Source organism: Streptomyces sp. NPDC013317 (assembly GCF_055563155.1).
The window spans coordinates 190,603-216,488 of record NZ_JBVHDX010000002.1 but is presented as its reverse complement, the minus strand read 5'-3'; the positions used below and the strand labels follow the sequence as shown (position 1 = coordinate 216,488).

The following is a 25,886-nucleotide window of genomic DNA, read 5'->3' as shown; positions in this document are numbered from 1 at the left end:
ACCCGAATTCTCGTACTTGGAAAGCGCGTCGGCTGAAGCAGGGCCATGACGGCCCGGCTTGAAACGCTACCGACGCGCTCCCCTCGCTTGCCTCCCGGCACGAGGGGTTTTTTGTTGCACCGGCTCCTCCCAAACCCTCGCAAAAACCCTCTGCTTCGAGAAGAGAATGCTGATGACCGAGCAGGCCACCGGGCACCATCCGCAGCCGCGGGCCCGTAGCGGCGGACAGACCGCCACCACCGTCGAGCACGTCACGGGTGCGCAGTCCCTCATCCGTTCTCTCGAGGAAGTGGGGGCCGACACCGTCTTCGGTATTCCGGGCGGCGCCATCCTCCCCGCGTACGACCCGATGATGGACTCCCAGAAGGTCCGCCACATCCTGGTCCGCCACGAGCAGGGCGCGGGCCACGCCGCCACCGGCTACGCCCAGGCGACCGGCAAGGTCGGCGTCTGCATGGCGACCTCCGGCCCCGGCGCCACCAACCTGGTCACCCCGATCGCCGACGCCCACATGGACTCCGTCCCGCTGGTCGCGATCACCGGCCAGGTCGCCTCCAAGGCCATCGGCACGGACGCCTTCCAGGAGGCGGACATCTGCGGCATCACGATGCCGATCACCAAGCACAACTTCCTGGTCACCAAGGCCGAGGACATCCCGAGGACGATCGCCGAGGCGTTCCACATCGCCTCCACCGGCCGTCCCGGCCCGGTCCTGGTCGACATCGCCAAGGACGCCCTGCAGGCGAAGACCACCTTCAGCTGGCCGCCGCAGACCGACCTGCCCGGCTACCGCCCGGTGACCAAGCCGCACGCCAAGCAGATCCGCGAGGCCGCCAAGCTGATCACCGGCGCCCGGCGCCCGGTGCTGTACGTCGGCGGCGGCGTCCTGAAGGCCGGCGCCACCGCCGAGCTGAAGGTGCTCGCCGAGCTGACCGGTGCCCCCGTCACCACCACCCTGATGGCGCTGGGCGCGTTCCCCGACAGCCACCCGCTGCACGTGGGAATGCCGGGCATGCACGGTGCGGTCACCGCCGTCACCGCGCTGCAGAAGGCCGACCTGATCGTCGCCCTCGGAGCCCGCTTCGACGACCGCGTCACCGGCAAGCTGGACAGCTTCGCCCCCTTCGCCAAGATCGTCCACGCGGACATCGACCCGGCCGAGATCGGCAAGAACCGCGCCGCCGACGTCCCGATCGTCGGTGACGCCCGCGAGGTCATCGCCGACCTGGTCCAGGCCGTCCAGGCCGAGCACAGCGAGGGCAACCAGGGCGACTACACCTCCTGGTGGAGCGACCTGAACCGCTGGCGCGAGACGTACCCGCTCGGCTACGACCTGCCGGAGGACGGCAGCCTCTCGCCGCAGCAGGTCATCCAGCGGATCGGCCAGCTCGCCCCCGCCGACACCATCTACGCGGCCGGCGTCGGCCAGCACCAGATGTGGGCGGCGCACTTCATCGACTACGAGAAGCCGGCCACCTGGCTGAACTCCGGCGGCGCCGGAACGATGGGCTACGCGGTCCCCGCCGCCATGGGCGCCAAGGCCGGCATGCCGGACCGCCCGGTCTGGGCGATCGACGGCGACGGCTGCTTCCAGATGACGAACCAGGAGCTCGTCACCTGCGCGCTCAACAACATCCCGATCAAGGTCGCCATCATCAACAACGGCGCCCTCGGGATGGTCCGCCAGTGGCAGACCCTCTTCTACAACCAGCGCTACTCCAGCACGGTCCTGCACGCCGACGAGACCGGCCACGGCGCCACGGGCTCCCAGGTCGGTGCCAGCACGGCGCCCCGCAAGGGCACCCGCATCCCGGACTTCGTCAAGCTGTCCGAGGCCATGGGCTGTGTCGCCCTGCGTTGCGAGGACCCGGCCGACCTGGACAAGGTCATCGAAGAGGCCAACGCCATCAACGACCGCCCGGTCGTGATCGACTTCATCGTCCACGAGGACGCCCAGGTCTGGCCCATGGTCGCCGCAGGCACCTCCAACGACGAGGTCATGGCCGCCCGGGGCGTCCGCCCCGACTTCGGCGACAACGAAGACGACTGAGACCGAGAGCCGTAGGAAGAGGAACGACACATGACTAGGCACACGCTCTCCGTCCTGGTGGAGAACACCCCCGGAATCCTCGCCCGGATCGCCGCGCTGTTCTCCCGCCGCGGCTTCAACATCGACTCGCTCGCCGTCGGTGTCACCGAACACCCCGACATCTCCCGCATCACCATCGTGGTCAATGTCGAGGACCTGCCGCTGGAGCAGGTGACCAAGCAGCTCAACAAGCTGGTCAACGTCCTGAAGATCGTCGAACTCGAGCCCTCCGCTGCGATCCAGCGCGAGCTCGTCCTGGTGAAGGTCCGCGCCGACAACGAGACCCGCTCCCAGATCGTCGAGATCGTCCAGCTGTTCCGCGCCAAGACCGTGGACGTCTCGCCCGAGGCGGTCACCATCGAGGCCACCGGTTCGAGTGACAAGCTCGACGCGATGCTCAAGATGCTGGAGCAGTTCGGCATCAAGGAGCTCGTGCAGTCCGGCACGATCGCCATAGGGCGTGGTGCGCGGTCCATCACGGACCGTTCCCTGCGGGCCCTCGACCGGTCCGCCTGACGAGACAGAAGACTTCCCTTCCCCCGCCCGCCGTACGGTGGGACGCAACACCAGCACACCAAGGAGAATCCCAGTGGCCGAGCTGTTCTACGACGACGACGCCGACCTGTCCATCATCCAGGGCCGCAAGGTCGCGGTGATCGGTTACGGCAGCCAGGGCCACGCCCACGCGCTGTCGCTCCGTGACTCGGGTGTCGACGTCCGGGTCGGTCTGCACGAGGGCTCCAAGTCCAAGGCCAAGGCCGAGGAGCAGGGTCTGCGCGTGGTGACGCCCGCCGAGGCCGCCGCCGAGGCCGACGTCATCATGATCCTGATCCCGGACCCGATCCAGGCCAAGGTCTACGAGGAGTCGATCGCCCCGAACCTGAAGGACGGCGACGCCCTCTTCTTCGCGCACGGCTTCAACGTCCGCTTCGGCTTCATCAAGCCCCCGGCCGGCGTCGACGTCGCGCTCGTCGCCCCGAAGGGCCCGGGCCACCTGGTGCGCCGCCAGTACGAGGAGGGCCGCGGCGTCCCCGCGATCGCCGCGGTCGAGCAGGACGCGACGGGCAGCGCCTTCGCCCTGGCGCTCTCCTACGCCAAGGCCATCGGCGGCACGCGTGCGGGCGTCATCAAGACGACCTTCACCGAGGAGACCGAGACCGACCTGTTCGGTGAGCAGGCCGTCCTGTGCGGTGGCGCCAGCGCCCTCGTCAAGGCGGGCTTCGAGACCCTGGTCGAGGCCGGCTACCAGCCGGAGATCGCCTACTTCGAGTGCCTGCACGAGCTGAAGCTCATCGTCGACCTCATGTACGAGGGCGGCCTGGAGAAGATGCGCTGGTCCGTCTCCGAGACGGCCGAGTGGGGCGACTACATCACCGGCCCGCGCATCATCACCGACGCCACCAAGGCCGAGATGAAGCAGGTCCTCGCGGAGATCCAGGACGGCACCTTCGCCCAGAACTGGATGGACGAGTACCACGGCGGTCTGAAGAAGTACAACGAGTACAAGACCCAGGACGAGAAGCACCTCCTGGAGACCACCGGCAAGGAGCTGCGCAAGCTCATGAGCTGGGTGAACGACGAGGAGGCGTAAGCCTTCGGGCACGGGGCCGGACACACTGTCCGGCCCCGCGCCGAACCGTTGGACAGGCCGTCCAACCACGGACGGGTGATCCTTCCAACGAGGCGCATGATCGGCGCCGACGCACCACTACACTGCTCAACAACATTCGCGTTCAGGCCCACAGCGTCGTGCGCTTTCACGCGGCAAGCCCCCTCCACCGCCTGCGGCCGTCGGGACGGCCGTCCGCACTGGATCTGTGAGGACTCACGTGAGCTCGAAACCCGTCGTACTCATCGCTGAAGAGCTGTCGCCCGCCACCGTCGACGCACTGGGCCCGGACTTCGAGATCCGGCACTGCAACGGCGCGGACCGCGCCGAGCTCCTCCCCGCCATCGCCGACGTGGACGCGATCCTGGTCCGCTCCGCCACCAAGGTCGACGCGGAGGCCATCGCCGCCGCGAACAAGCTCCGGGTCGTGGCCCGGGCCGGTGTCGGCCTGGACAACGTCGACGTCTCCGCCGCCACCAAGGCCGGCGTGATGGTCGTGAACGCCCCGACCTCCAACATCGTCACCGCCGCCGAGCTCGCGTGCGGTCTGCTCGTCGCCACCGCGCGCAACATCCCGCAGGCCAACACCGCGCTGAAGAACGGCGAGTGGAAGCGCTCGAAGTACACGGGTGTCGAGCTCAGCGAGAAGACCCTCGGCGTCGTCGGCCTCGGCCGCATCGGTGTCCTGGTCGCCCAGCGGATGTCCGCGTTCGGCATGAAGATCGTCGCGTACGACCCCTACGTGCAGCCCGCCCGCGCCGCGCAGATGGGGGTGAAGCTGCTGGCCCTGGACGAGCTCCTGGAGGTCGCCGACTTCATCACCGTCCACCTGCCGAAGACTCCCGAGACCCTCGGTCTCATCGGCGACGAGGCCCTGCACAAGGTCAAGCCGTCCGTCCGCATCGTCAACGCCGCGCGCGGCGGGATCGTGGACGAGGAGGCGCTGTACTCGGCGCTCAAGGAGGGCCGGGTCGCCGGCGCGGGTCTCGACGTGTACGCGAAGGAGCCCTGCACGGACTCCCCGCTCTTCGAGCTCGACCAGGTCGTCTGCACCCCGCACCTCGGCGCGTCCACGGACGAGGCCCAGGAGAAGGCCGGTATCGCGGTCGCCCGCTCGGTGCGCCTCGCGCTCGCCGGCGAGCTGGTCCCGGACGCGGTCAACGTCCAGGGCGGTGTCATCGCCGAGGACGTCAAGCCGGGTCTGCCGCTCGCCGAGAAGCTCGGCCGGATCTTCACCGCGCTCGCGGGCGAGGTCGCGGCGCGGCTCGACGTCGAGGTGTACGGCGAGATCACCCAGCACGACGTCAAGGTGCTCGAACTCTCCGCGCTCAAGGGCGTGTTCGAGGACGTCGTCGACGAGACCGTCTCGTACGTCAACGCCCCGCTGTTCGCGCAGGAGCGCGGTGTCGAGGTCCGTCTGACGACCTCCAGCGAGTCGCCCGACCACCGCAACGTCGTCACCGTGCGCGGCACGCTGTCGAGCGGCGAGGAGGTCGCGGTCTCCGGCACGCTGGCGGGACCCAAGCACCTCCAGAAGATCGTCGCCGTCGGCGACTACGACGTGGACGTGGCGCTCGCCGACCACATGGTGGTCCTGCGCTACGAGGACCGCCCGGGCGTCGTCGGCACCGTGGGCCGCATCCTCGGCGAGGCCGGTCTGAACATCGCGGGCATGCAGGTGGCGCGCGCGGAGGAGGGCGGCGAGGCGCTCGTCGTGCTCACCGTGGACGACACCGTCCCGTCGGCGGTGCTCGCGGAGATCTCGGAGGAGATCGGCGCGGCGTCGGCCCGCTCGGTCAACCTGGTCTGATCCCGGTCCGGGTCAGGCCCGGACCTCCATACCCGGTGGCTAGACGATCGTCTTACACGATTGTCTAGCCGCCGGGTACAGTGCTGTCATGGGACACAAGGAAGACCTGCTGGACGGCGCCAAGCGCTGCCTCCTGGAGAAGGGGTACGCCCGCACCACGGCCCGCGACATCGTCGCCGCCTCGGGCACCAACCTGGCCTCCATCGGCTACCACTACGGCTCCAAGGAGGCTCTGCTCCAGCAGGCGTTCCTCGCGCTCACCGAGGAGTGGGGCAACCGGGTGGGCACGGCCGGGAGCGGTGAGGACGGCACGACGCTCCCCGCCGACCCGTACGAGCGCTTCCACGCCGTCTGGGATCAGGTCATCGCCGCCGCCGACGCCAGCCGCCCGGTCTGGAAGCTCCAGACCGAGGTCGTCACCCGCCTGGACGACGACGAGAAGCTCCGCGAGGCCATCAAGGACCCGCAGCGCGAGGGGCGGCTGGGGATGGCCGAGATGTTCCTCGGCCTGGACCCGGAGGCCGACCCGGAGAGGGCCCGGGTCGCGGGGCTGCTCTGTCAGGCCCTGGCGACGGGCGTGATGATCCAGTGGATGGTGGACCCGGAGACGGCCCCCACGGCCGACGACCTCACCGCGGGGCTCAAGGTGCTGATGGGGGAGGGGAACTGACGACGACCTTCGCGCGCGTGCTCGATCTCCAGGTAGCTGATGGCCTCGGCCGCCTCGCTCAGCGGGCTTTCGACGGTACGAGCGCGGGACCGTCCCGGGACGGCCCCGAGAACACCCCCGTGGATCCCTGAGAAATACCCGGGGGAGGGAAAGCCGAAAGGTGACTACAGCTTCGCCGCCTTGAGTGCCATGTGGAGCAGCAGGCGGTCCTCGCCCGCGTCCAGGTCGAGACCCGTCAGCTGCTCGACGCGGGAGAGGCGGTAGTAGAGCGTCTGACGGTGGATGCCGAGCGCCGCGGCCGTGCGGCCCGCCTGGCCCGCGTGGTCGAGGAACACCTCGGCGGTGTGGGCCAGTTCGCTGTGCGCGGCCGTGAGCAGATCGCGGAGCGCGGGGTCCGGGGCGGTCCGGGGGAGTGCGGTGAGCAGGCGGTACGGCCCGATCGCGGACCACTCGGCGAGCGGCCCGAGCGCCGGCTGGGCCGTCGCCGCCCGCGCGCCCGCCGAGGCCTCGCGCCAGGCGGTGTCCAGGTCGGCGAGCCCCCGGCGCGGGAGCGCGACGCCCGCGACGGCCCCGGCGCCCGCGGTGTCCCGCAGCCGCCCGGCGGCGGAGGCGGCGGGCGCGAGGTTGTCCGCGGCCCGCAGCCGCACGAGCACGCCGAGCGCTCGGACACCCTCGCCGCCGAGCCCCGCGGCCACACCCTCCGCCTCCTGACCGCCGCGCGCCTGCGCGCCCCCGCCCGAGGCCCGGCCTCCGCGCACCTCCCTGCCTCCGCCCGTGACCCGGCCCCCGCGCGCGTCCGTGCCTCCGCCGGTGGCCCGGCCCCCGCGCGCGTCCGGGCCTCCGCCCGGCTCCGTGCCCGCGGCTCGCCCCGCAGGGCCCGCCGGGAGGTGCCACGGCACGGTGCAGAGCGCCGCGGCGGCCGGGACCGTGCGGGGCGACGGGCTGTCCTCGCCCGGCCAGGGCGCCACGCACACCATCGCGTGCAGCCCGTCCGCGTCCGGGCCCAGGGCCGTACGCAGGGCCGTGAGCGCCATGTCGTACTGCCAGCCGCGCTCCGCCGTCAGGGCCGCCCGCAGCTCGCGCGAGAGGTCCGAGCCCGCGCGCTCCTCGTCCGCGAGCAGGCCGCCGATCCGGGTGGCGACCTCCATGGCCGCCGTGAGCTGGGCGTGCGTGGGATGGGGCTCGGCGTCCAGCAGCCAGACGTACCCGAGGACGACGCCCCGATGCCGTACGGGAAGACAGATCCGGTCCCGGAACACCCCGGCGTCCGGGGCGGCCGGGATGCGGACCGGGCCCGTCGCCCGGGTGATGCCGAAGCCCTCGAACCAGGCGCGGACCGCCGGGGTCGACTTCCGCGTCAGGATCGAGCGCGTCCGGACCGGGTCCATGGCCGCGTCGTCGTCGCTGTCGTGGGCGCCGAAGGCGATCAGCCCGAAGTCACGGTTCTCCAGCGTCGCCGGCGCTCCCAGAAGCGCGGAGATCTCGTCCACCAGTTCTTGGTAATCGCCCTTCACGGCGCCATTCTCGCACCCCTTCAGACATGTGTATGAGATGCCGCGCACGGATGCGTGACAGCTGTCGATGGCAGAGGATCGGAGCGATCCTTAGGTTTCACGGTGGTTCTCCGTGCTGTTCCCGATTGCTTACGAAAGTTCGGGTAGGCACCCTTCGTCACCCTGCCCTTCTGGAGGTCCCCGTGCTGGGTCCCGTGATCCTCGCCGCGTCCCGCAGCGACAAGATGCGCCGTTTCGTGTCGGCCGCCCCCGGGACCAAGCAGGTCGTGGACCGGTTCATCGCCGGTGAGACGGTCGACCACGTCATCCCGATCGTCCAGGACATCACGGGCCGCGGCCTGGAGGTCACCCTCGACGTCGTCGGTGAGGACATCACCACCGTCGAGCAGTCCCACGCCGCGCGTGACGCCTACCTGGAGCTCATCGGCCGCCTGAAGGAGCTGGGCCTCGGCGAGCGCGCCGAGATGTCCGTCAAGCTCTCGATGTTCGGCCAGGCACTGGAGGGCGGCCACGAGCTCGCCCTCGCCAACGTCCGCCCCGTCGTCGCGGCCGCCGCCGAGATCGGCACCACGGTCACCCTGGACGCCGAGGACCACACCACCCTCGACTCGATGTTCGCCATCCACGAGGAGCTGCGGAAGGACTTCCCGCAGACCGGCTGTGTCATCCAGGCGTACCTCTTCCGCACGGAGGAGGACGCCCGCCGCCTCGCCGCGAACGGCTCCCGCGTCCGGATCGTGAAGGGCGCCTACAAGGAGCCCGCCTCCGTCGCCATCCAGGACAAGCCCGAGATCGACAAGGCCTACGTCCGGATCATGAAGATCCTGATGGAGGGCGAGGGCTACCCGATGATCGGCTCCCACGACCCCCGTCTGATCTCCGTCGGACAGGAGCTCGCCCGCCGCGCGGGGCGCAAGCTGGACGAGTACGAGTTCCAGATGCTGTACGGCATCCGCAGCGAGGAGCAGAACCGCCTCGCCGCCGAGGGACACCGCATGCGTGTCTACACCGCGTACGGCACCGACTGGTACGGCTACTTCATGCGCCGCCTCGCGGAGAAGCCGGCCAACCTCCTCTTCTTCGTCCGCTCCATCCTCACCAAGGGCTGAGCCCACCCCTCAAAAGGAGTTACGAGACTCATGGACGCTGTGACCCAGGTCCCCGCTCCGGTCAACGAGCCGGTGCACAGCTACGCCCCCGGTTCCGCCGAGCGTGCCCGTCTGGAGGCCAAGCTCAAGGAGCTGGCCGACAACCCGCGCGACCTGCCGATGACCATCGGCGGCGTCAAGCGCATGGGCGGCGGCGAGCGTGTCGACGTCGTGCAGCCGCACAACCACAAGTCCGTCATCGGTACCTTCGCCGGTGCCACGCAGCAGGACGCCCAGGACGCCATCGACGCCGCCCTGGCCGCTGCCCCGGCCTGGCGCGCGATGTCCTTCGACGACCGCGCCGCGATCATCCTGCGCGCCGCCGAGCTGCTCGCCGGCCCCTGGCGCGAGACGCTGGCCGCCTCCACGATGCTGGGCCAGTCCAAGACCGCGCAGCAGGCCGAGATCGACACCCCCTGCGAGCTCGTCGACTTCTGGCGCTTCAACGTGGCGTACGCCCGCCAGATCCTGGCCGAGCAGCCGCCGGCGAACTCGCCCGGCGTGTGGAACCGCCTCGACCACCGCCCGCTCGAGGGCTTCGTCTACGCGATCACGCCCTTCAACTTCACCGCCATCGCGGGCAACCTGCCCACCGCCCCGGCCCTCATGGGCAACGTGGTGGTCTGGAAGCCGTCCCCGACCCAGACCCACTCCGCCGTGCTCCTCATGGAGCTCCTGGAGGAGGCCGGTCTGCCGAAGGGCGTCATCAACCTGGTGACCGGCGACGGCATCGCCGTCTCCGAGGTGGCCCTGAACCACCGCGACCTGGCCGGCATCCACTTCACCGGCTCGACCAAGACCTTCCAGCACCTGTGGAAGACGGTCGGCAACAACATCGAGTCGTACCGCTCCTACCCGCGGATCGTCGGCGAGACGGGCGGCAAGGACTTCGTCGTCGCCCACCCGAGCGCCGACCGCGCGATCCTGAAGACCGCGCTGACCCGCGGCTCCTTCGAGTTCCAGGGCCAGAAGTGCTCCGCGTCCTCGCGTGCGTACGTCCCGGCCTCCCTCTGGAACTCGGGCTTCAAGGAGGAGTTCGCGGCCGAGGTCGACGGCATCAAGATGGGTGACGTCACCGACCTGACGAACTTCATCGGCGCCGTCATCGACGAGCGGTCGTTCGCCAAGAACAAGGCCGCGATCGACCGTGCGAAGGCCGACGAGACCTGCACGATCGTCGCCGGTGGCACCTACGACGACTCGGAGGGCTACTTCGTCCGCCCGACCGTCATCGAGTGCACCGACCCGGAGAACGAGGTCTTCACGACCGAGTACTTCGGCCCGATCCTCGCGATCCACGTCTACGAGGACGACAAGTACGACGAGATGCTGACCCAGATGGAGTCGGCCTCGGACTACGCGCTGACCGGCTCGGTCATCTCCGGCGACCGTGCCGCCACGGCGTACACGATGGAGAAGCTCCGCTTCGCCGCGGGCAACTTCTACATCAACGACAAGTCGACCGGTGCCGTCGTCGGCCAGCAGCCCTTCGGCGGCGGCCGTGCCTCGGGTACGAACGACAAGGCGGGCGCCCCGCAGAACCTGATGCGCTGGACGCTGACCCGCGCGATCAAGGAGACGCTGGTCCCGCCGACCGAGTACGGCTACCCCCACATGGGCTGACGCCCCCTGGGCCTCCCTGAGGCCCACCCCTGACACCGCCCCCCTCCTGGACCCCCAAACCAGGACGGGGGCGGTTCTCATGCGGGGGGTTTACGCTGCTGGGAGGGGGCTCGGCGAGGAGGTACGACATGCCTGGTTCGACGACGCTCGGCCCCGGGCACGGGGTCGACGCGATCGACCACCTCGACGCACTGCGTATGACGTCCCTGATGAAGGAGCTGCACCGGCTGCTGACCGTGTCGGGACCGGACCGGATCACCGATGCACAGGTCGCGGCGATGTGCGGGGACGAGGCGCGCGGTCGAGCGGAGTTCACCGACTGGATGGAGCGGATGGTCCGCGATCTGGAGAAGGCCACGGCCTGACGGGGACGCGCCGCGCGAGGAAGTCCGCGATCAGCTCGACGATCCGCGGCGCGTGCCTCTCCAGGGCGGAGTGGCCCGTCGGCAGCAGGTGGACCTCCGCGTCGGGAAGGTCGCCGAGGAAGGCCTCGCGTCCTGGCCGTCCCGGGCCATCGGGGCGGCGCCGTGGTGCCAGGTGTCGGGGCTGAGCGGGTCGCGGAACTCGGCCGGGACGCCCGTCTCGCCCTGCCGTCTGATGCCGTCGAGCGAGCGGACGGAGCGCACGGGCTCCCCGGTCCGGGGCCTCCGGCAGGCGATCATCGCGGTGACCGGTGCCGAACTGGCCGCCGTCACGGCCGAGTTCACCGAAGCCCTCGGCCTGGACCGGTTCGCGCCCTGCGTCCAGGAATCGATCATCTCCTGATCCTCCGTGGTGTCGGGGTCAGCCCTGACAGCCCTTGGCGGCGTCCCGGCGCAGGCCGATCACCGCGCCCGCCATGCCGAACAGCGCGGCGAAGAGCGCCGTGTAGGGCGGCAGGTCGAAGGCGCCGACCGTGGTCGCCGCGGTCGCGGCGAGGACCATGAGCAGCCAGACCGCGAGCAGGGCCTTGCCCTTGCGGCTGAGGAAGAGCCAGCGGCCGGGCCGCTCGGGCAGCGTGTCGAGCGCCGCGGCCGGCCCCTCGCTCGCCGCCTTCGGGCGCTTGAAGTAGGCGAAGAGCATCCACTCGCCGCACAGCTCCCACCCCTCCGGTGTCAGCCGGTCCAGCACCTCGTCGCGCCGCTTCCCGTTGATCAGCTCGCGGCGGTACTCCCAGCGCAGCGCGGCCCCGGGTACGCGCCGGCACATGAACCGGCCGAGCGTGTCGAGTCCTTCGACCTCCCAGCCCTGGTCGCCGTGGAGGGCGAGCAGGCGCCGGTCGTTGTAGATGTCCGCCGTCCAGAGCCAGGTCTCGGCCCGCTCTGCGGGCTCGGCCGCCACCGGCGCCGTTCCGCCCAGTCGCGCCGCGAAGCCGGCGGCCGGGCCGAACTCCTCCTCCGGCGACGTGCCCGTGTCGGCCAGGTGGCCGCGCAACTCGGCGACGGTGGAGGCGATCTGCTCCGCCGGTACGCCTGCCCCGCGCAGCGCGGCGGTCAGCTCGTCGAAGTACGCGCTCGGCTCGGTGTTCATCGTGTTCCCCCGGTCTTCAGCATGGTCTGTACGGCGGTGTGGAAGGTCAGCCACGCCCCGCTCTCGGTGGTGAGGTGGCTCCGGCCCTGCTCCGTGAGGCGGTAGTAGCGGCGCCCCGGCCCCCGCTCCGCGGCCCGGAACTCGGCCTCCACCAGCCCGGCCTCCTCCAGCCGGTTCAGTACGGGATAGAGGGTCCCGCCCTTGATCTCCCCGAGCCCCGCCTCGGCGAGCGCCTTGGAGATCTCGTAGCCGTAGCTCTCGCCCTCCGTGAGGCAGGAGAGGACGAGGAGGTCCAGGACGCCCTTGAGCCAACTTGATCTGCGGTCTGCGGCCATGGCTGTATTCCATCACCAGCTAGGTAGGTATGCAACCTAGATGGTGATGCTAGCTGGATCGGGACACCAGCATCTTTCCGATGTTCTCGCCGCGCAGCATCCCCAGGAACGCGTCCACGATGTGCTCGAAGCCCTCCACCACCGTCACGTCCACCGGCAGCCGCCCGCTCCGCAGATGTGGCACGGCGAAGTCGTACAACTCCTGCTGCGCGTCGGAGTGACGGGCGACCAGGAAGCCCTCGAGGCGGATGCTCTTCTCCACCACGTCGAAGAGGTTGCGCGGGGCCGGCGGGGGCGCGGAGAGCGCGTGGTACTGCGCGACCGCGCCGACCCAGGCGATCCGCCCGTGCTCGCGCAGCGAGGCGATCGCCGCCTCCAGATGGTCCCCGCCCACCCCGTCGAGCACCGCGTCAAGCCCCTCGGGCGCCGCCTTCGCGAGCAGTTCCGCCACCGGCCCGTCGTGGTAGTCGAAGGCCGCGTCGAAGCCCGCCTCCTCCGTCAGGTACGCGACCTTCCGGGCCGACCCCGCGCTGCCGACGAGCCGCCCGGCCCCCAGCAGCCGGGCGAAGCGGCCGGCCGCCGTGCCGACCCCGCCCGCGGCGGCCGAGACGAACAGGTCCTCGCCCGGCTGGAGCCGGGCGATCCGGGTCAGGCCGACGTAGGCCGAGAGGCCCGTGCCGCCCAATACGCTCAGATGCGCCGTGAGCGGTACGCCCTCGAAGGCGGGGACGGCGCGCACCTCGCCGGGTGTGACGAGGGAGTGCGTCCGCCAGCCCTTGCGGTGCAGGACCAGGTCGCCGGCGGAGAGCGCGGGGGTGCGGGAGTCCAGGACGCGGCCCAGGGTGCGGCCCTCCATGGGCGAGTCGAGCGTCCACAGGAAGTCCCCGTCCATCGCCTCGCGGTGGTACGGGTCCACGGACCAGAGGAGGTTCTCGACGAGCGCGGTGCCGGGCGCCGGGGAGGGGACCGGTGACTCCACGAAGGCGAAGTGGGCGGCGGTGGGGAAACCGTCGGGGCGGGCGGTCTGATGGACGGCGATCATGGTGCTGTGCGTCATGGGGGAGACCGTAGGAAGGAATCCGGAGCCCGGGCAGTAGGTTGCTCCGATGGATCGCCCCGATCCATCGAAGTTCCTCATACTCCGAGGTGGAAGCCCCGATGACCGACCTCGCGCCGCACGAGTTGCGCGTCCTCCTCGCCGTCGGGAGCGAGCGGGGCTTCTCCGCCGCCGCCCGGGCGCTCGGTACGACCCAGTCCGCCGTCTCCCACTCCGTACGGACCAGTGAGCGCAAGCTCGGCGCGGTTCTCTTCGACCGGGGGCGGACCGGCGCCACGCCCACCGCCGCCGGGGAGCGGGCCCTCGCCCATGCCCGGCGGGTGCTGCGGCTCCTGGAGCTGATGGCCGCGGAGGTGCGCGGGGCCGAGAGCGGCACCGTCGCCGGACCGCTGCGGATCGCCGCCTTCCGCAGCGCCGCCCTGCATCTGCTGCCGCGCGCCCTGGAGCGGCTCGCCGCCCGGTACCCCGACGTGGTCCCGGAGGTGCGGATCGTCCGGGAGGTGGGGCGGGGGACGGCCGGCGAAGTCCTGGACGGGCGGGCGGACCTCGGCATCGCGACGATCGGGACGACCTCTCCCGTACCGCCGCAGCTCGTCGGGGGTGTGCTGGTCGAGGAGGCGTACGCGCTGGTGCACCCTGCCGGGCATCCGGCGCCGCGCTCGCTGCCGCTCGTCGACTGGGCGGAGAACTGCACCTCCTACACCCGGCGATGGTGGGCGGAGCAGGAGTGGCTGCCGGCGGCGACCGTGGAGGCCGAGGACGACGGAGCGGTGCTCTCGATGGTGAGCAGTGGTTTCGGCATGGCCGTGATGCCGGAACTCTCCCTGATCGGAGCACCGCCCTCGGTGGAGATCACCGATCTCGGCCCGGAGCGGCCGACCCGGACCGTCGGCTATGTCACCACCCCTGAACTGGCGCAATCCCTCGCGGTGCGGGCGCTCGTCCGGGAGCTGCGGGCCGTCCGGCAGTCGGTGTGAGTCGAGCGCCGTCTCAGATAGTAGGAAGTCCGAGTAATTGTGGAGACAGATGCGGCCGCCTGTCCTAGCTTTGTAGGAGCCGAACGTCTCGCTCCATCAGCGAATGGCGGTCGTGAGCGCGATGCCCCCGTGCAGGCAACCCCTGCGGGCCCGCTCCCCGCCCCTTCCGGCGCCTTCGATCACCACTGATCTCGGATCATCACTGATCTCAAGGAGTCGATCCCCCATGGCCGCTGAGACCACCCGCCGTGTCCGCCACTCCGTCGTCCGCCCCACCGGCGACGACGCCCGCAAGAACGCCGCCGCCGCCCTCCAGCGCGCCCTCGACCGCCGCGACAACGGCGGCTCCACCGGGCACTGACGCGACGCCGGGGCCGTACGTCCGGCCTCGGAGGCGGTCGACGCGCTCGCCGCTCCCGGCGAGCGCGGACGCCTGCCTGCGGAGAACACGCCCGCGTCCACATGATGGACTTCGAATGTCAGACGGTGGGACGAGGAGTAGGGTGCCGACATGTCTCACAGCATCAATCTCGCAGTCATTCCCGGCGACGGCATCGGACAGGAAGTCGTGGCCCAGGGCCTCAAGGTCCTCGCTGCCGCGCTCCCGCAGGACGTGAAGCTGGAGACGAAGGAGTTCGACTTCGGCGCCAAGCGCTACCACGCGACCGGTGAGACCCTCACCGACGCCGACGTCGAGGCCCTCAAGCAGCACGACGCGATCCTGCTCGGCGCGATCGGCGACCCCTCGGTCCCGTCCGGCGTGCTGGAGCGCGGCTTCCTGCTGAAGCTCCGCTTCCTCTTCGACCACCACGTCAACCTGCGTCCTTCGAAGCTGCTCCCGGGTGTGTCCACCCCGCTCAAGGGCCAGCCCGAGATCGACTTCATCGTGGTCCGCGAGGGCACCGAGGGCCCGTACACCGGCAACGGCGGCTCGATCCGCACCGGCACCCCGCACGAGGTCGCCACCGAGGTCTCCGTCAACACGGCCTTCGGTGTCGAGCGCGTCGTCCGCGACGCCTTCGCCCGCGCCCAGGCCCGCCCGCGCAAGAAGCTGACGCTGGTCCACAAGAACAACGTCCTGGCGTACGCGGGCCACCTCTGGACCAACATCTTCAACAAGGTGGCCGAGGAGTTCCCCGAGGTCACCACCGACTACCTGCACGTGGACGCGGCGACGATCTTCCTCGTCACGCAGCCCGAGCGGTTCGACGTGATCGTCACCGACAACCTCTTCGGCGACATCATCACCGACCTGGCCGCGGCCGTCTCCGGCGGCATCGGCGTCGCCGCCTCGGGCAACATCAACCCGAGCGGCGAGTTCCCGTCCATGTTCGAGCCCGTCCACGGCTCCGCGCCGGACATCGCGGGCCAGGGCAAGGCCGACCCCACGGCCACCGTGCTCTCCGTCGCCCTCCTCCTGCGCCACCTCGGCTACGAGTCCGAGGCCGCCCGCATCGAGGCCGCCGTCGCGGCGGACCTGACCGAGCGGGGCGACTCCGTCCGTACGACGGACGAGATCGGCGACGCGCTCGCGGTACGCGTAGCGAGCTGACCCGACGAGCCACGCACACAGCCGCCGGGTCGCACCAGCACCCGGCGGCTGTACCTATGCGGTCGCAGGGTGCCACCATCAAACCCTGGACCGCGCCACACACCGTTTCGTGCACCGGTCCCCACGGGCGATAATCGAACGTGGGGCCGCGGCATGCGGTAGAGCTCGGACGTCCTAGCAGAGCACTGATAGCGGCGTGAGCGCGGTCCGTCACACACAACCGGTGAAGGACTAGCACTCATGACGACGCCCACGATCGAGCTCAAGCCCTCCTCCAGCCCGCTGTCCGACGCGGAGCGCGAGGCGATCCTGGCCAACCCCGGATTCGGCCGCCACTTCACCGACCACATGGTGACCATCCGCTGGACGGAGGGGCGCGGCTGGCACGACGGCCAGCTCGTCCCGTACGGCCCGCTCTCGCTCGACCCGGCCACGAACGTCCTGCACTACGCCCAGGAGATCTTCGAGGGCCTGAAGGCGTACCGCCGTCCCGACGGCACCGTCGCCACCTTCCGCCCCGACGCCAACGCCCGGCGCTTCCAGGCCTCCGCCCGCCGGCTCGCCATGCCGGAGCTGCCCGTCGAGACCTTCATCGAGGCCTGTGACGTCCTGGTCCAGCAGGACAAGGCATGGGTTCCGGCCCACGGCGGCGAGGAGTCGCTCTACCTGCGTCCGTTCATGATCGCGACCGAGGTCGGTCTCGGTGTGCGGCCGGCGAACGAGTACCTGTTCTGTGTCATCGCCTCGCCCGCCGGACCGTACTTCCCCGGTGGCGTGAAGCCGGTCTCGATCTGGCTCTCGGAGGACCGCGTCCGCGCCGTCCCCGGCGGCATGGGCGACGCCAAGACCGGCGGCAACTACGCGGCCTCCCTGCTGGCTCAGGCCGAGGCGGCCGGGAAGGGCTGCGACCAGGTCGCGTACCTCGACGCCGTGGAGCACAAGTGGGTCGAGGAGCTCGGCGGCATGAACCTGTACTTCGTGTACGGGGACAGGATCGTCACCCCGACGCTCACGGGCTCCCTGCTCGCCGGCATCACCCGTGACTCGCTCCTCCAGCTCGCCAAGGACCTCGGCTACAGCTCCGAGGAGGGCCGCGTCTCCATCGACCAGTGGAAGGCCGACAGCGAGAACGGCTCGCTCACCGAGGTCTTCGCCTGCGGAACGGCCGCCGTCATCACGCCCGTCGGCACCGTGAAGTCGGCGCGCGGAGAGTGGCAGCAGTCGGGCGGGCAGCCCGGCGAGGTCACGATGAAGCTCCGCGACGCGCTGCTCGCGATCCAGACGGGCAGGTCCGAGGACGTCCACGGCTGGACGCATCAGCTGGGCTGACCGAGCCTCCCCGGGGGTGGGCAGTCGTTCCGCAGGGCGGGACGGGTGCCCACCCCCGAGGGTCGTTGCGCGGTCAGGTCCGTTCTCCCCGGGGGCACACTCAGGAGACGGCCACGTCAGGCTCGGCCGCCGGCGTCGGCGCCGTCGCCGCCCGCGGCGTCAGCGCCGCGTACAGCGCGCCGCCCACCACTCCCGACAGCACGAAGCTGCAGTCGATCCCGCCCGTGAGGGTGAGCAGCGGCCCCTCGTACAGCGGGGTCGACACCGAGGCGAGACCCACCGTCGCGCCCAGCGCCCAGCTGACCGTGGCCCGCGGGTGCCAGCCCGCCGAGAACCAGTACGCGCCGCCCCGCGCCCGGCGGTTGTACACCTGGAGCGCCTCCGGGTCGTACGCGCCACGACAGCGCGCGTGACCGATCAGCGTGATCACGGCCCACGGCGTACCGATCGCCGTCAGCAGCAGCACGAAGGACGTCATCGCCGACTGCGCGTCCGAGGCGAAGTGGCCGAGGAAGACGAAGGCCGTCGCCACCGCCGCCACCACGAGCGTCGCCCGCGCCCGCGTCGCCCGCGGCAGGATCGCGTCCAGGTCCAGGCCCATCGAGTACAGCATCAGACCCGCGTTGCCGACGGTGCCGGCGGTCGCCGCGAGGAGCAGCGGCACCACGTACCAGGCGGGGGAGGCCGCGACGAGCGGGCCCGCGTAGTCCAGTGCGCCGCGCGCCGCCAACGCCGTGTACGTACCGAAGAGCTGAGGGATCAGCAGGCCGAGGACCAGGCCCACGCAGGTGGTCCTCCAGACGGTCTTCGGGCTGTACCGCTCGGGGGATATGTAGCGGGTGTAGTCGCCGAGCAGGGTGATGAAGGCGACGGGGCCGCTGAGGCCGGCGGCCACCGCCGAGAGCACCCAGGTCGGCCAGAACGAGCCGAGCAGATACGGGGTGTCGGGCACCGGGGCGGCGGTGACGTCGCCCGCGTAGGCGACGAGCCCGAGGCCGAGCAGCAGGGTCATGCCGATCGCGAGCCCCTTGCTGAGCCGGAGCAGCAGGCCGTAGCCGAAGACCGCGAAGACGACCGTGCAGGCGGCGAGCACCGCGTACACCACCGCGTGCGTGGTGTCCCCGGTCGGTACGCCGGCCAGCCGGGCGAGCGTTCCGACCACCACGTCGCCGCCGATCCACAGCGTCAGCGCCGTGTACCCGAGCGAGAGCAGCAGCCCCACGACCGAGCCGACCAGCCGGCCGCGGACGCCGAAGAAGGCGCCGCTGGAGGTGGAGAGGTTGGTCGCGGTGCGCAGCGAGACGAGGGCGAGCGGGGCGGTCACGGCGACGCCGACGAGCGTGCCGGTGACCACGGAGGTCACCGACGCCCACAGCCCGAGGCCGAAGGAGACCGGCAGCCAGCCGAAGACGATCACTCCGAGGCAGAGGTTCGAGCCGAGGAGGATCGCCAGCAGGTCTCGCGGACCGCTGGTGCGTTCCGCTTCGGGGATGGTGTCGACTCCGCGCTGTTCGATCGGCATGGGGCTCCCTGCGGTGCAAGCGGATGGACAGGTTTTAGAGTGGCGCTCAATGTGACCCACTACCGACGCGTACGTCAATGCTTGGCTACGAAGCGCCGAACGTTTAGAGTGTCGCTCAAACAGGAGGTGTGTGGACGTGCGACTGACCCCCACGGCACGAGACCGGCCGGCGCTCTTCGGCGCAGCGGAGCTCGCCCGGGCACGGGGCCTGCGGCCGCGTCCAGGTCGACGGCCTGACGGGCCCGGTGTCGCTGGACGGCGACCCGCTCCGCTCCGAACCGGCCGAGTCCGTCTCCCTCAACCGCCCTACTCCCTCTAGGACCTGACCCATGACCTCCGAGACCTTCCGCATGCCGGCCGAGTGGGCCCCGCACGAGCGCACCTGGATGGCCTGGCCCGGCCCCAACCCCACGTTCACCGATGACGAGGAGCTGGCCGAGGCCCGCACCGCGTGGGCCTCCGTGGCCCGCGCCGTACGCCGCTTCGAGCCGGTCACGATGGTGGTCGGCCCCGGCCAGCTGGACTCCGCGCGCGCCCTGCTCGGCGACGCGGTCGACCTGGTGGAGCGCGAGCTCGACGACGCGTGGATGCGCGACATCGGCCCGACCTTCGTCACGAACGGCACCGAGCTGGCCGCCGTCGACTGGGTCTTCAACGGGTGGGGCGCCCAGGACTGGGCCCGCTGGGAGCACGACTCCAAGATCGCCCGCCATGTCGCCGACCTCGTCGACGTACCGGTGCTGAGCAGCACGCTCGTGAACGAGGGCGGCGCGATCCACGTCGACGGGGAGGGAACGGTCCTGCTGACCGACACCGTCCAGCTGGGCTCCGGCCGCAACCCCGAGTGGAGCCGCGCGCAGGTCGAGGCGGAGATCCACGCGAAGCTCGGCACCACGAAGGCGATCTGGCTCCCGCACGGCCTCGCCGGCGACTACGGCATGTACGGCACCCAGGGCCACGTCGACATCGTCGCCGCCTTCGCCAAGCCGGGCGTCGTGGTCGTCCACAGCCAGCAGGACCCGGCCCACCCGGACCACGAGCGCTCACGGATGTACGTCGACATCCTCAGCCGCTCGACGGACGCCCGGGGCCGCCTCCTGGAGGTCGTCGAGATCCCGGCCCCGACCGTCCTGAAGGACGAGGAGGGCGACTGGGTGGACTACTCGTACATCAACCACTACCTCTGCAACGGCGGCGTGGTCCTGTGCGGCTTCGACGACCCCCACGACGAGATCGCGGCGGGCATCTTCCGCCGGCTCTTCCCGGACCGGATCGTCACGCTGGTCGACGCGCGCCCCATCTTCGCGGGCGGCGGCGGCATCCACTGCATCACCCAGCAGCAGCCGAAGGTCTGAAACCCCTTGGCGGCGGCCGCGGGCCTCGTGACAGCCTGCGGCCATGCCGCTGATCTCCCACGACGGAGCCGACTACGCGCTCCGGATCCTGTACTCCGTACCGGACGAGGCCTGGTACCTCGAACTGGACCACGTCGCCGAGAACCGGACCGTACTGACCGCCGTGGTCCCCGACGAGGACCCGGCCCGGGAGCCGACCGTGTCCGTCGACCCCGTGTCGGGGCACCACCGGATTCCGTACGACGTCCTGCGCTGGTACATGGAGCACGTGGACGCGGAGATCCGCTCGTCACGGGGGTGGATGCGGCTGAGGCCCGAACTCGTCGAGCTCATCCGCGGGCTGCGCGAGGAGTACCTCGGGGCGATCGACGACGAGCGGTTCGGGCCCGTGCTCGCGGAGCTGCGGGCGACCGTGCCCGCCGAGGATCTGCCCGCGGTCCTGGAGGCGGCGTTCGGCCGGAACGCCGGCGGAGGCGTGAGGTAGAACAGACGAGTGACCCGCATCAGTCCCGCCGGACCCCGGCGACGCAACAACGCCGCGCCTCCGCGTGAGGAGCTTCTCGCCGCCGCCATGGACACCATCGCCGAGCGCGGTCTCGACGGGCTGACCATGGCCGGCCTCGGGCGCGAGGTCGGGATGAGCAGTGGGCACCTGCTCTACTACTTCCGCACCAAGGACGAGCTGCTGCTGCAGACCCTGGAGTGGAGCGAGGGGCGGCTCGGAGCCCAGCGCAGCGCGCTGCTCTCTCGGCCCGGGACCGCACGCGAGCGGCTCGACGGCTACATCGACGTCTACGTCCCCGACGGCCCCCGCGACCCCCACTGGACCCTCTGGCTGGAGGTCTGGAACCGTTCCCAGAACGCCGACGACGACGCCCGCGGCCGGCAGGCCGCCATCGAGGGCGCCTGGCACCGCGACCTGGTCGCCCTGATCGCCGAGGGCGTCTCGCGCGGGGAGTTCCGGCCCGTCGACCCCGACCGCTACGCGGCCCGGATGCGGGCCCTGCTCGACGGCTTCAGCGTCCATGTCGCGGTCGGCATCCCGGGCACGGGCCGCGATCATGTCATCGCGCACGTAGGGGAGTTCGTCGCCGAAACCCTGCTCCTGCGAACGTAGCGAACGTACGTCCTCCCGATCGTTGCGGGCTACACCCACGCCGGGTCCTGCTGGCTCGCTCGCTCGTCTCTCGCTGCTCGCGCCGGTCGTCACACCGGCCAACGCGTTCTTCCGGCGGCACGGCCGACCGGGTGCCCACATCCTGAGACCTGCGTCCCGCGTGCGGCAGGGGTGTGGCAGACTGCGGGCGTGCTTGCTACCACCATGATTATGGGCAGCAGCGCGCCGGTCCGCAGTGGCCACTGATCCGCGACTCCACCCCCGCGGCAGTGGACACCGTGCCCCAGACCCGCGCGCAGACCTCTCGCACCCGCGAGAGGTTTTTTCGTTTTCCGGCCCCACCACCGCCGGAAACGGACAGCGCGTGAGAATGGGGGCAAGTGGATCCAGACCTTCCGGAGCCACATCCGACAGGAGCCATCAGAGCCATGACCACGGAGACCGACGAGAGCTCGCGCCTCGACGACAGCTTCCATGTCTTCGACACGACGCTGCGCGACGGAGCGCAGCGTGAAGGCATCAACCTCACCGTCGCGGACAAGCTGACCATCGCGCGACACCTCGACGACTTCGGCGTCGGTTTCATCGAGGGCGGCTGGCCCGGTGCCAACCCGCGCGACACGGAGTTCTTCGCCCGGGCGAAGCAGGAGATCACGTTCAAGAACGCGCGGCTCGTCGCGTTCGGCGCGACCCGCAGGGCCGGCGGCAACGCCGCCGAGGACCCGCAGGTCAAGGCGCTCCTGGACTCCGGCGCCCCCGTGATCACCCTGGTCGCCAAGTCGCACGACCGGCACGTCGAGCTGGCTCTGCGCACCACTCTGGACGAGAACCTGGAGATGGTCCGCGACACCGTCTCCTACCTGCGGTCCCAGGGCCGCCGCGTCTTCGTCGACTGCGAGCACTTCTTCGACGGCTACAAGGCCAACCCGCAGTACGCCAAGGACGTGGTCCGCGCCGCCTCCGAGGCCGGCGCCGACGTCGTGATCCTCTGCGACACCAACGGCGGCATGCTCCCCGCCCAGGTCCAGGCCGTCGTCGCCACCGTCATCGCCGACACCGGTGCCCGGCTCGGCATCCACGCCCAGGACGACACGGGCTGCGCCGTCGCCAACACGCTCGCCGCCGTCGACGCGGGCGCCACGCACGTCCAGTGCACCGCCAACGGCTACGGCGAGCGGGTGGGCAACGCCAACCTCTTCCCCGTCGTCGCCGCCCTGGAACTCAAGTACGACAAGCGGGTGCTGCCCGAGGGCGCGCTCGCCGAGATGACCCGGATCTCGCACGCCATCGCCGAGGTCGTCAATCTGACGCCCTCCACGCATCAGCCGTACGTGGGTGTCTCGGCCTTCGCGCACAAGGCCGGGCTGCACGCCTCCGCGATCAAGGTCGACCCGGACCTCTACCAGCACATCGATCCCGAGCTCGTCGGCAACACCATGCGGATGCTCGTCTCCGACATGGCCGGCCGCGCCTCCATCGAGCTGAAGGGCAAGGAGCTCGGCGTCGACCTGGGCGACGACCGCGCGCTGGTCGCCCGTGTCGTCGAGCGCGTCAAGGAGCGCGAGCTCTCCGGTTACACCTACGAGGCCGCCGACGCCTCCTTCGAGCTGCTGCTCCGCGAGGAGGTGGAGGGCCGCGCCCGCCGCTACTTCCGTACGGAGTCCTGGCGCGCGATCGTCGAGGACCGGCCCGACGGCACCCACGCCAACGAGGCGACCGTGAAGCTCTGGGCCAAGGGCGAGCGGATCGTCGCCACCGCCGAGGGGAACGGCCCCGTCAACGCCCTCGACCGGGCGATGCGGGTCGGCCTGGAGCGGATCTACCCGCAGCTCGCCAAGTTCGAGCTGGTGGACTACAAGGTCCGCATCCTGGAAGGGCGTCACGGCACGGAGTCCACGACCCGCGTCCTGATCACGACCAGCGACGGCAACGCCGAGTGGGCGACGGTCGGCGTGGGGGAGAACGTGATCGCCGCCTCCTGGCAGGCGCTGGAGGACGCGTTCACCTACGGACTGCTGCGCGTGGGCATCGACCCCGCGGAATAGACGCGGAATCGGCCACAACCTTCGGTCCGCTATGTCTCGGAAACCCTCTTTAGGGGTAGTTTCGATGGTATGAGGACCAGGCCGTTCCACCTTCTGTCGGCCCTCGCGGGGCTGGCCATGCTGCTGCTCCTGGTCCTGGCCCCCTCCGCGGGGGCCGGGATCACCGGGATCCCGGACGCCGGAGCGGCCCTGAAGCAGGGGCCGGTCTATGTTGATCCGGGCGCCGCCGACCAGCTCTCGACTGCCCAGGCGGATGCCCTCGCCCAGAAGATCGAGGACGCGGACAAGCCGCTCTTCATCGCCGTACTGCCCGCGGGCAGCGAGTACCCGCCCGAGAACCTGCTGCGCAACCTGCGCACCCAGACCGGGGTGACGGGGCTGTACGCCGTCCGGCTCGGCGACGGGTTCGACGCCGCCGCCGACCGTACGGTGATGTCCGCGCAGGCCGTGGACAACCTGGTCACCTCCGTGCGCCAGCCCGGGGTGGACACCGCCACCGAGCTGAACAACTTCGTCGACCAGGCCCTCCCGACCATGAACGGTTCCGCCCCCGCCTCCTGGGGCTCGGTCGGCGCCGACGACGGTGTCCCGGTCGGCGGGCTGATCACCCTCGGCGCGCTCGTCGCCGCCGGTGGCGCGGGCGCCTACGCGATCGTCCGCCGCAACCGGCTCCGCAAGCAGGCAGAGGAGCGCGAGGCGCTCGACAAGCTCCGGGTCGTCGTCGACGAGGACATCACGGCCTTCGGCGAGGAGCTCGAACGGCTGGACTTCCATCCCGCCGAGCCCGGCGCGGACGACGCCATGCGCGGCGACTACGAGCGGGCGCTCGACGCGTACGACAAGGCGAAGTCCCTGATGGGATCGGCGACGCACCCGCACGACGTCAGGGCCGTGACCCAGGCGCTGGAGGACGGCCGCTACTCGCTCGCCGCCCTGGCCGCGCGCCGCGAGTCCCGGCCGCTGCCCGAGCGCCGCCCGCCCTGCTTCTTCGACCCGCGCCACGGCCCCTCGACCGAGGACCGGACCTGGACGCCGACGGGCGGCACCGCCCGTGAGGTCCCGGTCTGCGCCGCCGACGCCACCCGCCTCGACAGCGGCCAGGACCCCCTGGCCCGGACCGTCGAGACCGAGACCGGCCGCCGCCCGTACTGGGAGGCGGGACCGGCGTACGGCCCGTGGGCGGGCGGCTACTTCGGCGGCGGGCTGCTCCCCGGCCTCCTCGCCGGCACCCTGCTCGGCTCCATGCTCGCCACCCCCGCCTACGCCGGTGAGTACGGCGGAGGCGAGTTCGGGGGCGGCGACTTCTCCGGGGGCGACTTCGACTCCGGCGACTTCGGATCGGGCGACTTCGGCGGCGGTGGGGGTGGCGGCTTCGGCGACTTCGGAGGCGGCGGGGACTTCGGCGGCGGCTTCTAGCGCGGCGCCTCGAAGACCTACACCAGGGGCTTCACCGACATCAGCAGATGCTGGTGGACCCCGCCCGCACGGTCCGTGATCAGGGCGCGCTGCCCCGGACCCAGCAGGTGGAAGCGGACCGAGTCGGTGTCGAAGGAGCCCAGCGCGTCCAGCAGGTATCCGGGGTTGAACGCGACCGTCATCGCCTGTGACCCCGAGAGGGCCGCCGGGAGCCGCTGCGAGGCGACGTCGTCCTCGTAGCCCGCGTGGAGGTGGACGGCGTCCCCGCCGAACGCGAGCTGCACCGGGCTGTCGCCCTCCGCGACCACCGCGACCCGCTTCACGGCCTCGACCAGCGGAACCCGCTCCGTCTCGGCGACGGCGTGCTCGCCCAGGGCGAAGAGCTTGTCGTGCCGGGGGAGACGGCCGTCGAGCAGCCGGGTCGTCGTCCGCGTCCCCTCGCTCTCGAAACCGACCGATCCTCCGTCGAGGGCGAGGCGGACGGACCCCGCCGAGGGGAGCGAGCGGGCGATCTCGGTCAGCCGGCGGGCCGGTACGACGACGTCCGCGCCGCACCCGTCCCCTCGCGGCTCCTCGCCCTCCGGCTTCCACTCCAGCGTGCGGACCGCGTAGCGGTACCGGTCGGTCGCGGCCAGCGTCATCGTCGTACCGTCCAGGGCGAGCCGTACCCCCGTCAGCACCGGCAGCGAGTCGTCCCGGCCGGCGGCCACCGCCACCTGCCCGACCGCCGCCGCGAACGCCCCTGCGTCCACGACGCCCCGGAACGCGGGCAGCCCGGGCGGCGCCGGATAGTCGTCAAGCGGCAGCAGGGAGAGCCCGAAGCGGGCGCCCCCGCCCGTCACGGAGAGCCGCGCCCCCTCGACCGCGCACTCGACCGGGCCCCTGGGCAGCACCTTGCAGATGTCGAGCAGCCGACGCCCGAGAACGAGCGCACGGCCGTCCCGCACGGTGTCGGCCTCGACCTCGATGCGCGCCGACGCCTCGTAGTCGAGCCCGGACACGCGCAGCCGGCCCTCGGCCGACTCCAGGAGCAGCCCGCCGAGCACCGGGACGGGGGACCGGGCCGGGAGCACGCGCGCGGCCCAGGCCACGGCGTCGGTCAACTCGCTGCTGTCGATACGGAATTCCATGTCCGCGACGCTAGCGGGCCACACTGACAACGCCCCGGCTCCACCGGAACGCCGAGCGCCCGCCCTCCGTCGGGACGGA

24 protein-coding genes are annotated in these 25,886 nt (G+C 71.1%); 18 read left to right on the top strand and 6 right to left on the bottom strand.

The window, feature by feature from the left end; genetic code table 11:
• Positions 1-172 precede the first annotated feature (172 nt).
• The 5 genes from ACZ3IJ_RS05740 (at position 173) to ACZ3IJ_RS05720 (ending at position 6,178) form a co-directional block, all read left to right on the top strand.
• Positions 173-2,050, top strand: coding sequence for an acetolactate synthase large subunit (locus ACZ3IJ_RS05740; RefSeq protein WP_391798303.1), 1,878 nt, complete (start codon positions 173-175; stop codon positions 2,048-2,050).
• Between the two features lie 30 nt (positions 2,051-2,080).
• Entirely contained in the window at positions 2,081-2,605 is a 525-nt protein-coding gene (gene ilvN / locus ACZ3IJ_RS05735; protein ID WP_215065241.1) for an acetolactate synthase small subunit, read from the top strand.
• A 73-nt stretch (positions 2,606-2,678) separates the two neighbouring features.
• A complete protein-coding gene (gene ilvC, locus ACZ3IJ_RS05730) occupies positions 2,679-3,680 on the top strand; it encodes a ketol-acid reductoisomerase (RefSeq protein WP_467466425.1) in 1,002 nt (333 codons plus the stop codon).
• 238 nt (positions 3,681-3,918) lie between these two features.
• A complete protein-coding gene (serA, locus tag ACZ3IJ_RS05725; RefSeq protein ID WP_467466424.1) occupies positions 3,919-5,508 on the top strand; it encodes a phosphoglycerate dehydrogenase in 1,590 nt (529 codons plus the stop codon).
• 88 nt (positions 5,509-5,596) lie between these two features.
• A complete protein-coding gene (locus ACZ3IJ_RS05720; protein WP_467466423.1) occupies positions 5,597-6,178 on the top strand; it encodes a TetR/AcrR family transcriptional regulator in 582 nt (193 codons plus the stop codon).
• A gap of 164 nt (positions 6,179-6,342) precedes the next feature.
• On the opposite strand, the gene ACZ3IJ_RS05715 is transcribed toward ACZ3IJ_RS05720, so the two are convergent.
• Complete coding sequence (locus tag ACZ3IJ_RS05715; protein ID WP_467466422.1) at positions 6,343-7,692, bottom strand: PucR family transcriptional regulator; 1,350 nt, start codon at positions 7,690-7,692, stop codon at positions 6,343-6,345.
• A gap of 182 nt (positions 7,693-7,874) precedes the next feature.
• On the opposite strand from ACZ3IJ_RS05715, the gene ACZ3IJ_RS05710 reads away from it, so the two are divergent.
• The 4 genes from ACZ3IJ_RS05710 (at position 7,875) to ACZ3IJ_RS05695 (ending at position 11,228) form a co-directional block, all read left to right on the top strand.
• Positions 7,875-8,801, top strand: a complete 927-nt coding sequence (locus ACZ3IJ_RS05710) for a proline dehydrogenase family protein (protein ID WP_467466421.1) — start codon at positions 7,875-7,877, stop codon at positions 8,799-8,801.
• A gap of 30 nt (positions 8,802-8,831) precedes the next feature.
• Positions 8,832-10,463 (top strand): L-glutamate gamma-semialdehyde dehydrogenase, encoded by a 1,632-nt coding sequence (gene pruA, locus ACZ3IJ_RS05705; RefSeq protein ID WP_352191227.1) that lies wholly within the window; start codon positions 8,832-8,834, stop codon positions 10,461-10,463.
• Between the two features lie 128 nt (positions 10,464-10,591).
• The gene (locus ACZ3IJ_RS05700) at positions 10,592-10,828 is read left to right on the top strand and encodes a hypothetical protein (RefSeq protein WP_467466420.1); all 237 of its coding nucleotides are present in this window, start codon (positions 10,592-10,594) and stop codon (positions 10,826-10,828) included.
• Positions 10,829-10,880: 52 nt separating this feature from the next.
• Positions 10,881-11,228, top strand: a complete 348-nt coding sequence (locus tag ACZ3IJ_RS05695) for a hypothetical protein (RefSeq protein WP_467466418.1) — start codon at positions 10,881-10,883, stop codon at positions 11,226-11,228.
• 18 nt (positions 11,229-11,246) lie between these two features.
• Here ACZ3IJ_RS05695 and ACZ3IJ_RS05690 read toward each other — a convergent pair whose 3' ends face one another.
• Genes ACZ3IJ_RS05690 through ACZ3IJ_RS05680 form a run of 3 tightly spaced genes read right to left on the bottom strand, consistent with a single transcriptional unit; the run spans position 11,247 to position 13,364 of the window.
• On the bottom strand, positions 11,247-11,972 hold the full coding sequence (locus ACZ3IJ_RS05690; RefSeq protein WP_467466417.1) for a hypothetical protein: 726 nt from the start codon (positions 11,970-11,972) through the stop codon (positions 11,247-11,249).
• Entirely contained in the window at positions 11,969-12,307 is a 339-nt protein-coding gene (locus ACZ3IJ_RS05685; protein WP_352191223.1) for a PadR family transcriptional regulator, read from the bottom strand. The genes ACZ3IJ_RS05690 and ACZ3IJ_RS05685 overlap by 4 nt, the downstream gene beginning before the upstream one ends.
• Before the next feature lie 49 nt (positions 12,308-12,356).
• Positions 12,357-13,364, bottom strand: coding sequence for a zinc-binding dehydrogenase (locus tag ACZ3IJ_RS05680; RefSeq protein WP_467466416.1), 1,008 nt, complete (start codon positions 13,362-13,364; stop codon positions 12,357-12,359).
• A gap of 101 nt (positions 13,365-13,465) precedes the next feature.
• On the opposite strand from ACZ3IJ_RS05680, the gene ACZ3IJ_RS05675 reads away from it, so the two are divergent.
• From ACZ3IJ_RS05675 to ACZ3IJ_RS05660, 4 genes are all read left to right on the top strand, one after another.
• A complete protein-coding gene (locus ACZ3IJ_RS05675; protein ID WP_467466415.1) occupies positions 13,466-14,341 on the top strand; it encodes a LysR family transcriptional regulator in 876 nt (291 codons plus the stop codon).
• Between the two features lie 226 nt (positions 14,342-14,567).
• The gene (locus ACZ3IJ_RS05670; protein WP_467466413.1) at positions 14,568-14,702 is read left to right on the top strand and encodes a hypothetical protein; all 135 of its coding nucleotides are present in this window, start codon (positions 14,568-14,570) and stop codon (positions 14,700-14,702) included.
• A gap of 150 nt (positions 14,703-14,852) precedes the next feature.
• On the top strand, positions 14,853-15,893 hold the full coding sequence (locus tag ACZ3IJ_RS05665; protein WP_391798290.1) for a 3-isopropylmalate dehydrogenase: 1,041 nt from the start codon (positions 14,853-14,855) through the stop codon (positions 15,891-15,893).
• 240 nt (positions 15,894-16,133) lie between these two features.
• Positions 16,134-17,222, top strand: a complete 1,089-nt coding sequence (locus ACZ3IJ_RS05660; protein ID WP_467466411.1) for a branched-chain amino acid aminotransferase — start codon at positions 16,134-16,136, stop codon at positions 17,220-17,222.
• 100 nt (positions 17,223-17,322) lie between these two features.
• Here ACZ3IJ_RS05660 and ACZ3IJ_RS05655 read toward each other — a convergent pair whose 3' ends face one another.
• Positions 17,323-18,744 carry a cytosine permease gene (locus ACZ3IJ_RS05655; protein ID WP_467466409.1) on the bottom strand — a complete coding sequence of 474 codons (1,422 nt, stop codon included), beginning with the start codon at positions 18,742-18,744 and terminating at the stop codon, positions 17,323-17,325.
• 329 nt (positions 18,745-19,073) lie between these two features.
• Here ACZ3IJ_RS05655 and ACZ3IJ_RS05650 point away from each other — a divergent pair, with 329 nt between their 5' ends.
• The 5 genes from ACZ3IJ_RS05650 (at position 19,074) to ACZ3IJ_RS05630 (ending at position 24,677) form a co-directional block, all read left to right on the top strand.
• The gene (locus tag ACZ3IJ_RS05650) at positions 19,074-20,099 is read left to right on the top strand and encodes an agmatine deiminase family protein (protein WP_467466408.1); all 1,026 of its coding nucleotides are present in this window, start codon (positions 19,074-19,076) and stop codon (positions 20,097-20,099) included.
• A 43-nt stretch (positions 20,100-20,142) separates the two neighbouring features.
• Positions 20,143-20,583: a hypothetical protein gene (locus ACZ3IJ_RS05645; protein ID WP_467466406.1), complete on the top strand. Its 441-nt coding sequence runs from the start codon at positions 20,143-20,145 to the stop codon at positions 20,581-20,583.
• An 18-nt stretch (positions 20,584-20,601) separates the two neighbouring features.
• Positions 20,602-21,216: a TetR/AcrR family transcriptional regulator gene (locus ACZ3IJ_RS05640; RefSeq protein WP_467466936.1), complete on the top strand. Its 615-nt coding sequence runs from the start codon at positions 20,602-20,604 to the stop codon at positions 21,214-21,216.
• A 428-nt stretch (positions 21,217-21,644) separates the two neighbouring features.
• A complete protein-coding gene (gene cimA, locus ACZ3IJ_RS05635) occupies positions 21,645-23,261 on the top strand; it encodes a citramalate synthase (RefSeq protein ID WP_467466405.1) in 1,617 nt (538 codons plus the stop codon).
• 69 nt (positions 23,262-23,330) lie between these two features.
• Positions 23,331-24,677 carry a hypothetical protein gene (locus ACZ3IJ_RS05630; RefSeq protein WP_467466404.1) on the top strand — a complete coding sequence of 449 codons (1,347 nt, stop codon included), beginning with the start codon at positions 23,331-23,333 and terminating at the stop codon, positions 24,675-24,677.
• Between the two features lie 17 nt (positions 24,678-24,694).
• Here the strand turns inward: ACZ3IJ_RS05630 and dnaN are convergent, their stop codons facing one another.
• On the bottom strand, positions 24,695-25,807 hold the full coding sequence (dnaN, locus tag ACZ3IJ_RS05625; protein ID WP_467466403.1) for a DNA polymerase III subunit beta: 1,113 nt from the start codon (positions 25,805-25,807) through the stop codon (positions 24,695-24,697).
• Positions 25,808-25,886: the final 79 nt, after the last annotated feature.

Bases quoted from the DNA above. Each gene is read 5' to 3' on its own strand.
- ACZ3IJ_RS05740 (WP_391798303.1), top strand. From the start codon at position 173: ATGACCGAGCAGGCCACCGGGCACCATCCGCAGCCGCGGGCCCGTAGC.
- ilvN (WP_215065241.1), top strand. From the start codon at position 2,081: ATGACTAGGCACACGCTCTCCGTCCTGGTGGAGAACACCCCCGGAATC.
- ACZ3IJ_RS05720 (WP_467466423.1), top strand. From the start codon at position 5,597: ATGGGACACAAGGAAGACCTGCTGGACGGCGCCAAGCGCTGCCTCCTG.
- pruA (WP_352191227.1), top strand. From the start codon at position 8,832: ATGGACGCTGTGACCCAGGTCCCCGCTCCGGTCAACGAGCCGGTGCAC.
- ACZ3IJ_RS05700 (WP_467466420.1), top strand. From the start codon at position 10,592: ATGCCTGGTTCGACGACGCTCGGCCCCGGGCACGGGGTCGACGCGATC.
- ACZ3IJ_RS05690 (WP_467466417.1), bottom strand. From the start codon at position 11,972: ATGAACACCGAGCCGAGCGCGTACTTCGACGAGCTGACCGCCGCGCTG.
- ACZ3IJ_RS05685 (WP_352191223.1), bottom strand. From the start codon at position 12,307: ATGGCCGCAGACCGCAGATCAAGTTGGCTCAAGGGCGTCCTGGACCTC.
- ACZ3IJ_RS05680 (WP_467466416.1), bottom strand. From the start codon at position 13,364: ATGACGCACAGCACCATGATCGCCGTCCATCAGACCGCCCGCCCCGAC.
- ACZ3IJ_RS05675 (WP_467466415.1), top strand. From the start codon at position 13,466: ATGACCGACCTCGCGCCGCACGAGTTGCGCGTCCTCCTCGCCGTCGGG.
- ACZ3IJ_RS05670 (WP_467466413.1), top strand. From the start codon at position 14,568: ATGGCCGCTGAGACCACCCGCCGTGTCCGCCACTCCGTCGTCCGCCCC.
- ACZ3IJ_RS05665 (WP_391798290.1), top strand. From the start codon at position 14,853: ATGTCTCACAGCATCAATCTCGCAGTCATTCCCGGCGACGGCATCGGA.
- ACZ3IJ_RS05660 (WP_467466411.1), top strand. From the start codon at position 16,134: ATGACGACGCCCACGATCGAGCTCAAGCCCTCCTCCAGCCCGCTGTCC.
- ACZ3IJ_RS05655 (WP_467466409.1), bottom strand. From the start codon at position 18,744: ATGCCGATCGAACAGCGCGGAGTCGACACCATCCCCGAAGCGGAACGC.
- ACZ3IJ_RS05650 (WP_467466408.1), top strand. From the start codon at position 19,074: ATGACCTCCGAGACCTTCCGCATGCCGGCCGAGTGGGCCCCGCACGAG.
- ACZ3IJ_RS05645 (WP_467466406.1), top strand. From the start codon at position 20,143: ATGCCGCTGATCTCCCACGACGGAGCCGACTACGCGCTCCGGATCCTG.
- cimA (WP_467466405.1), top strand. From the start codon at position 21,645: ATGACCACGGAGACCGACGAGAGCTCGCGCCTCGACGACAGCTTCCAT.
- ACZ3IJ_RS05630 (WP_467466404.1), top strand. From the start codon at position 23,331: ATGAGGACCAGGCCGTTCCACCTTCTGTCGGCCCTCGCGGGGCTGGCC.
- dnaN (WP_467466403.1), bottom strand. From the start codon at position 25,807: ATGGAATTCCGTATCGACAGCAGCGAGTTGACCGACGCCGTGGCCTGG.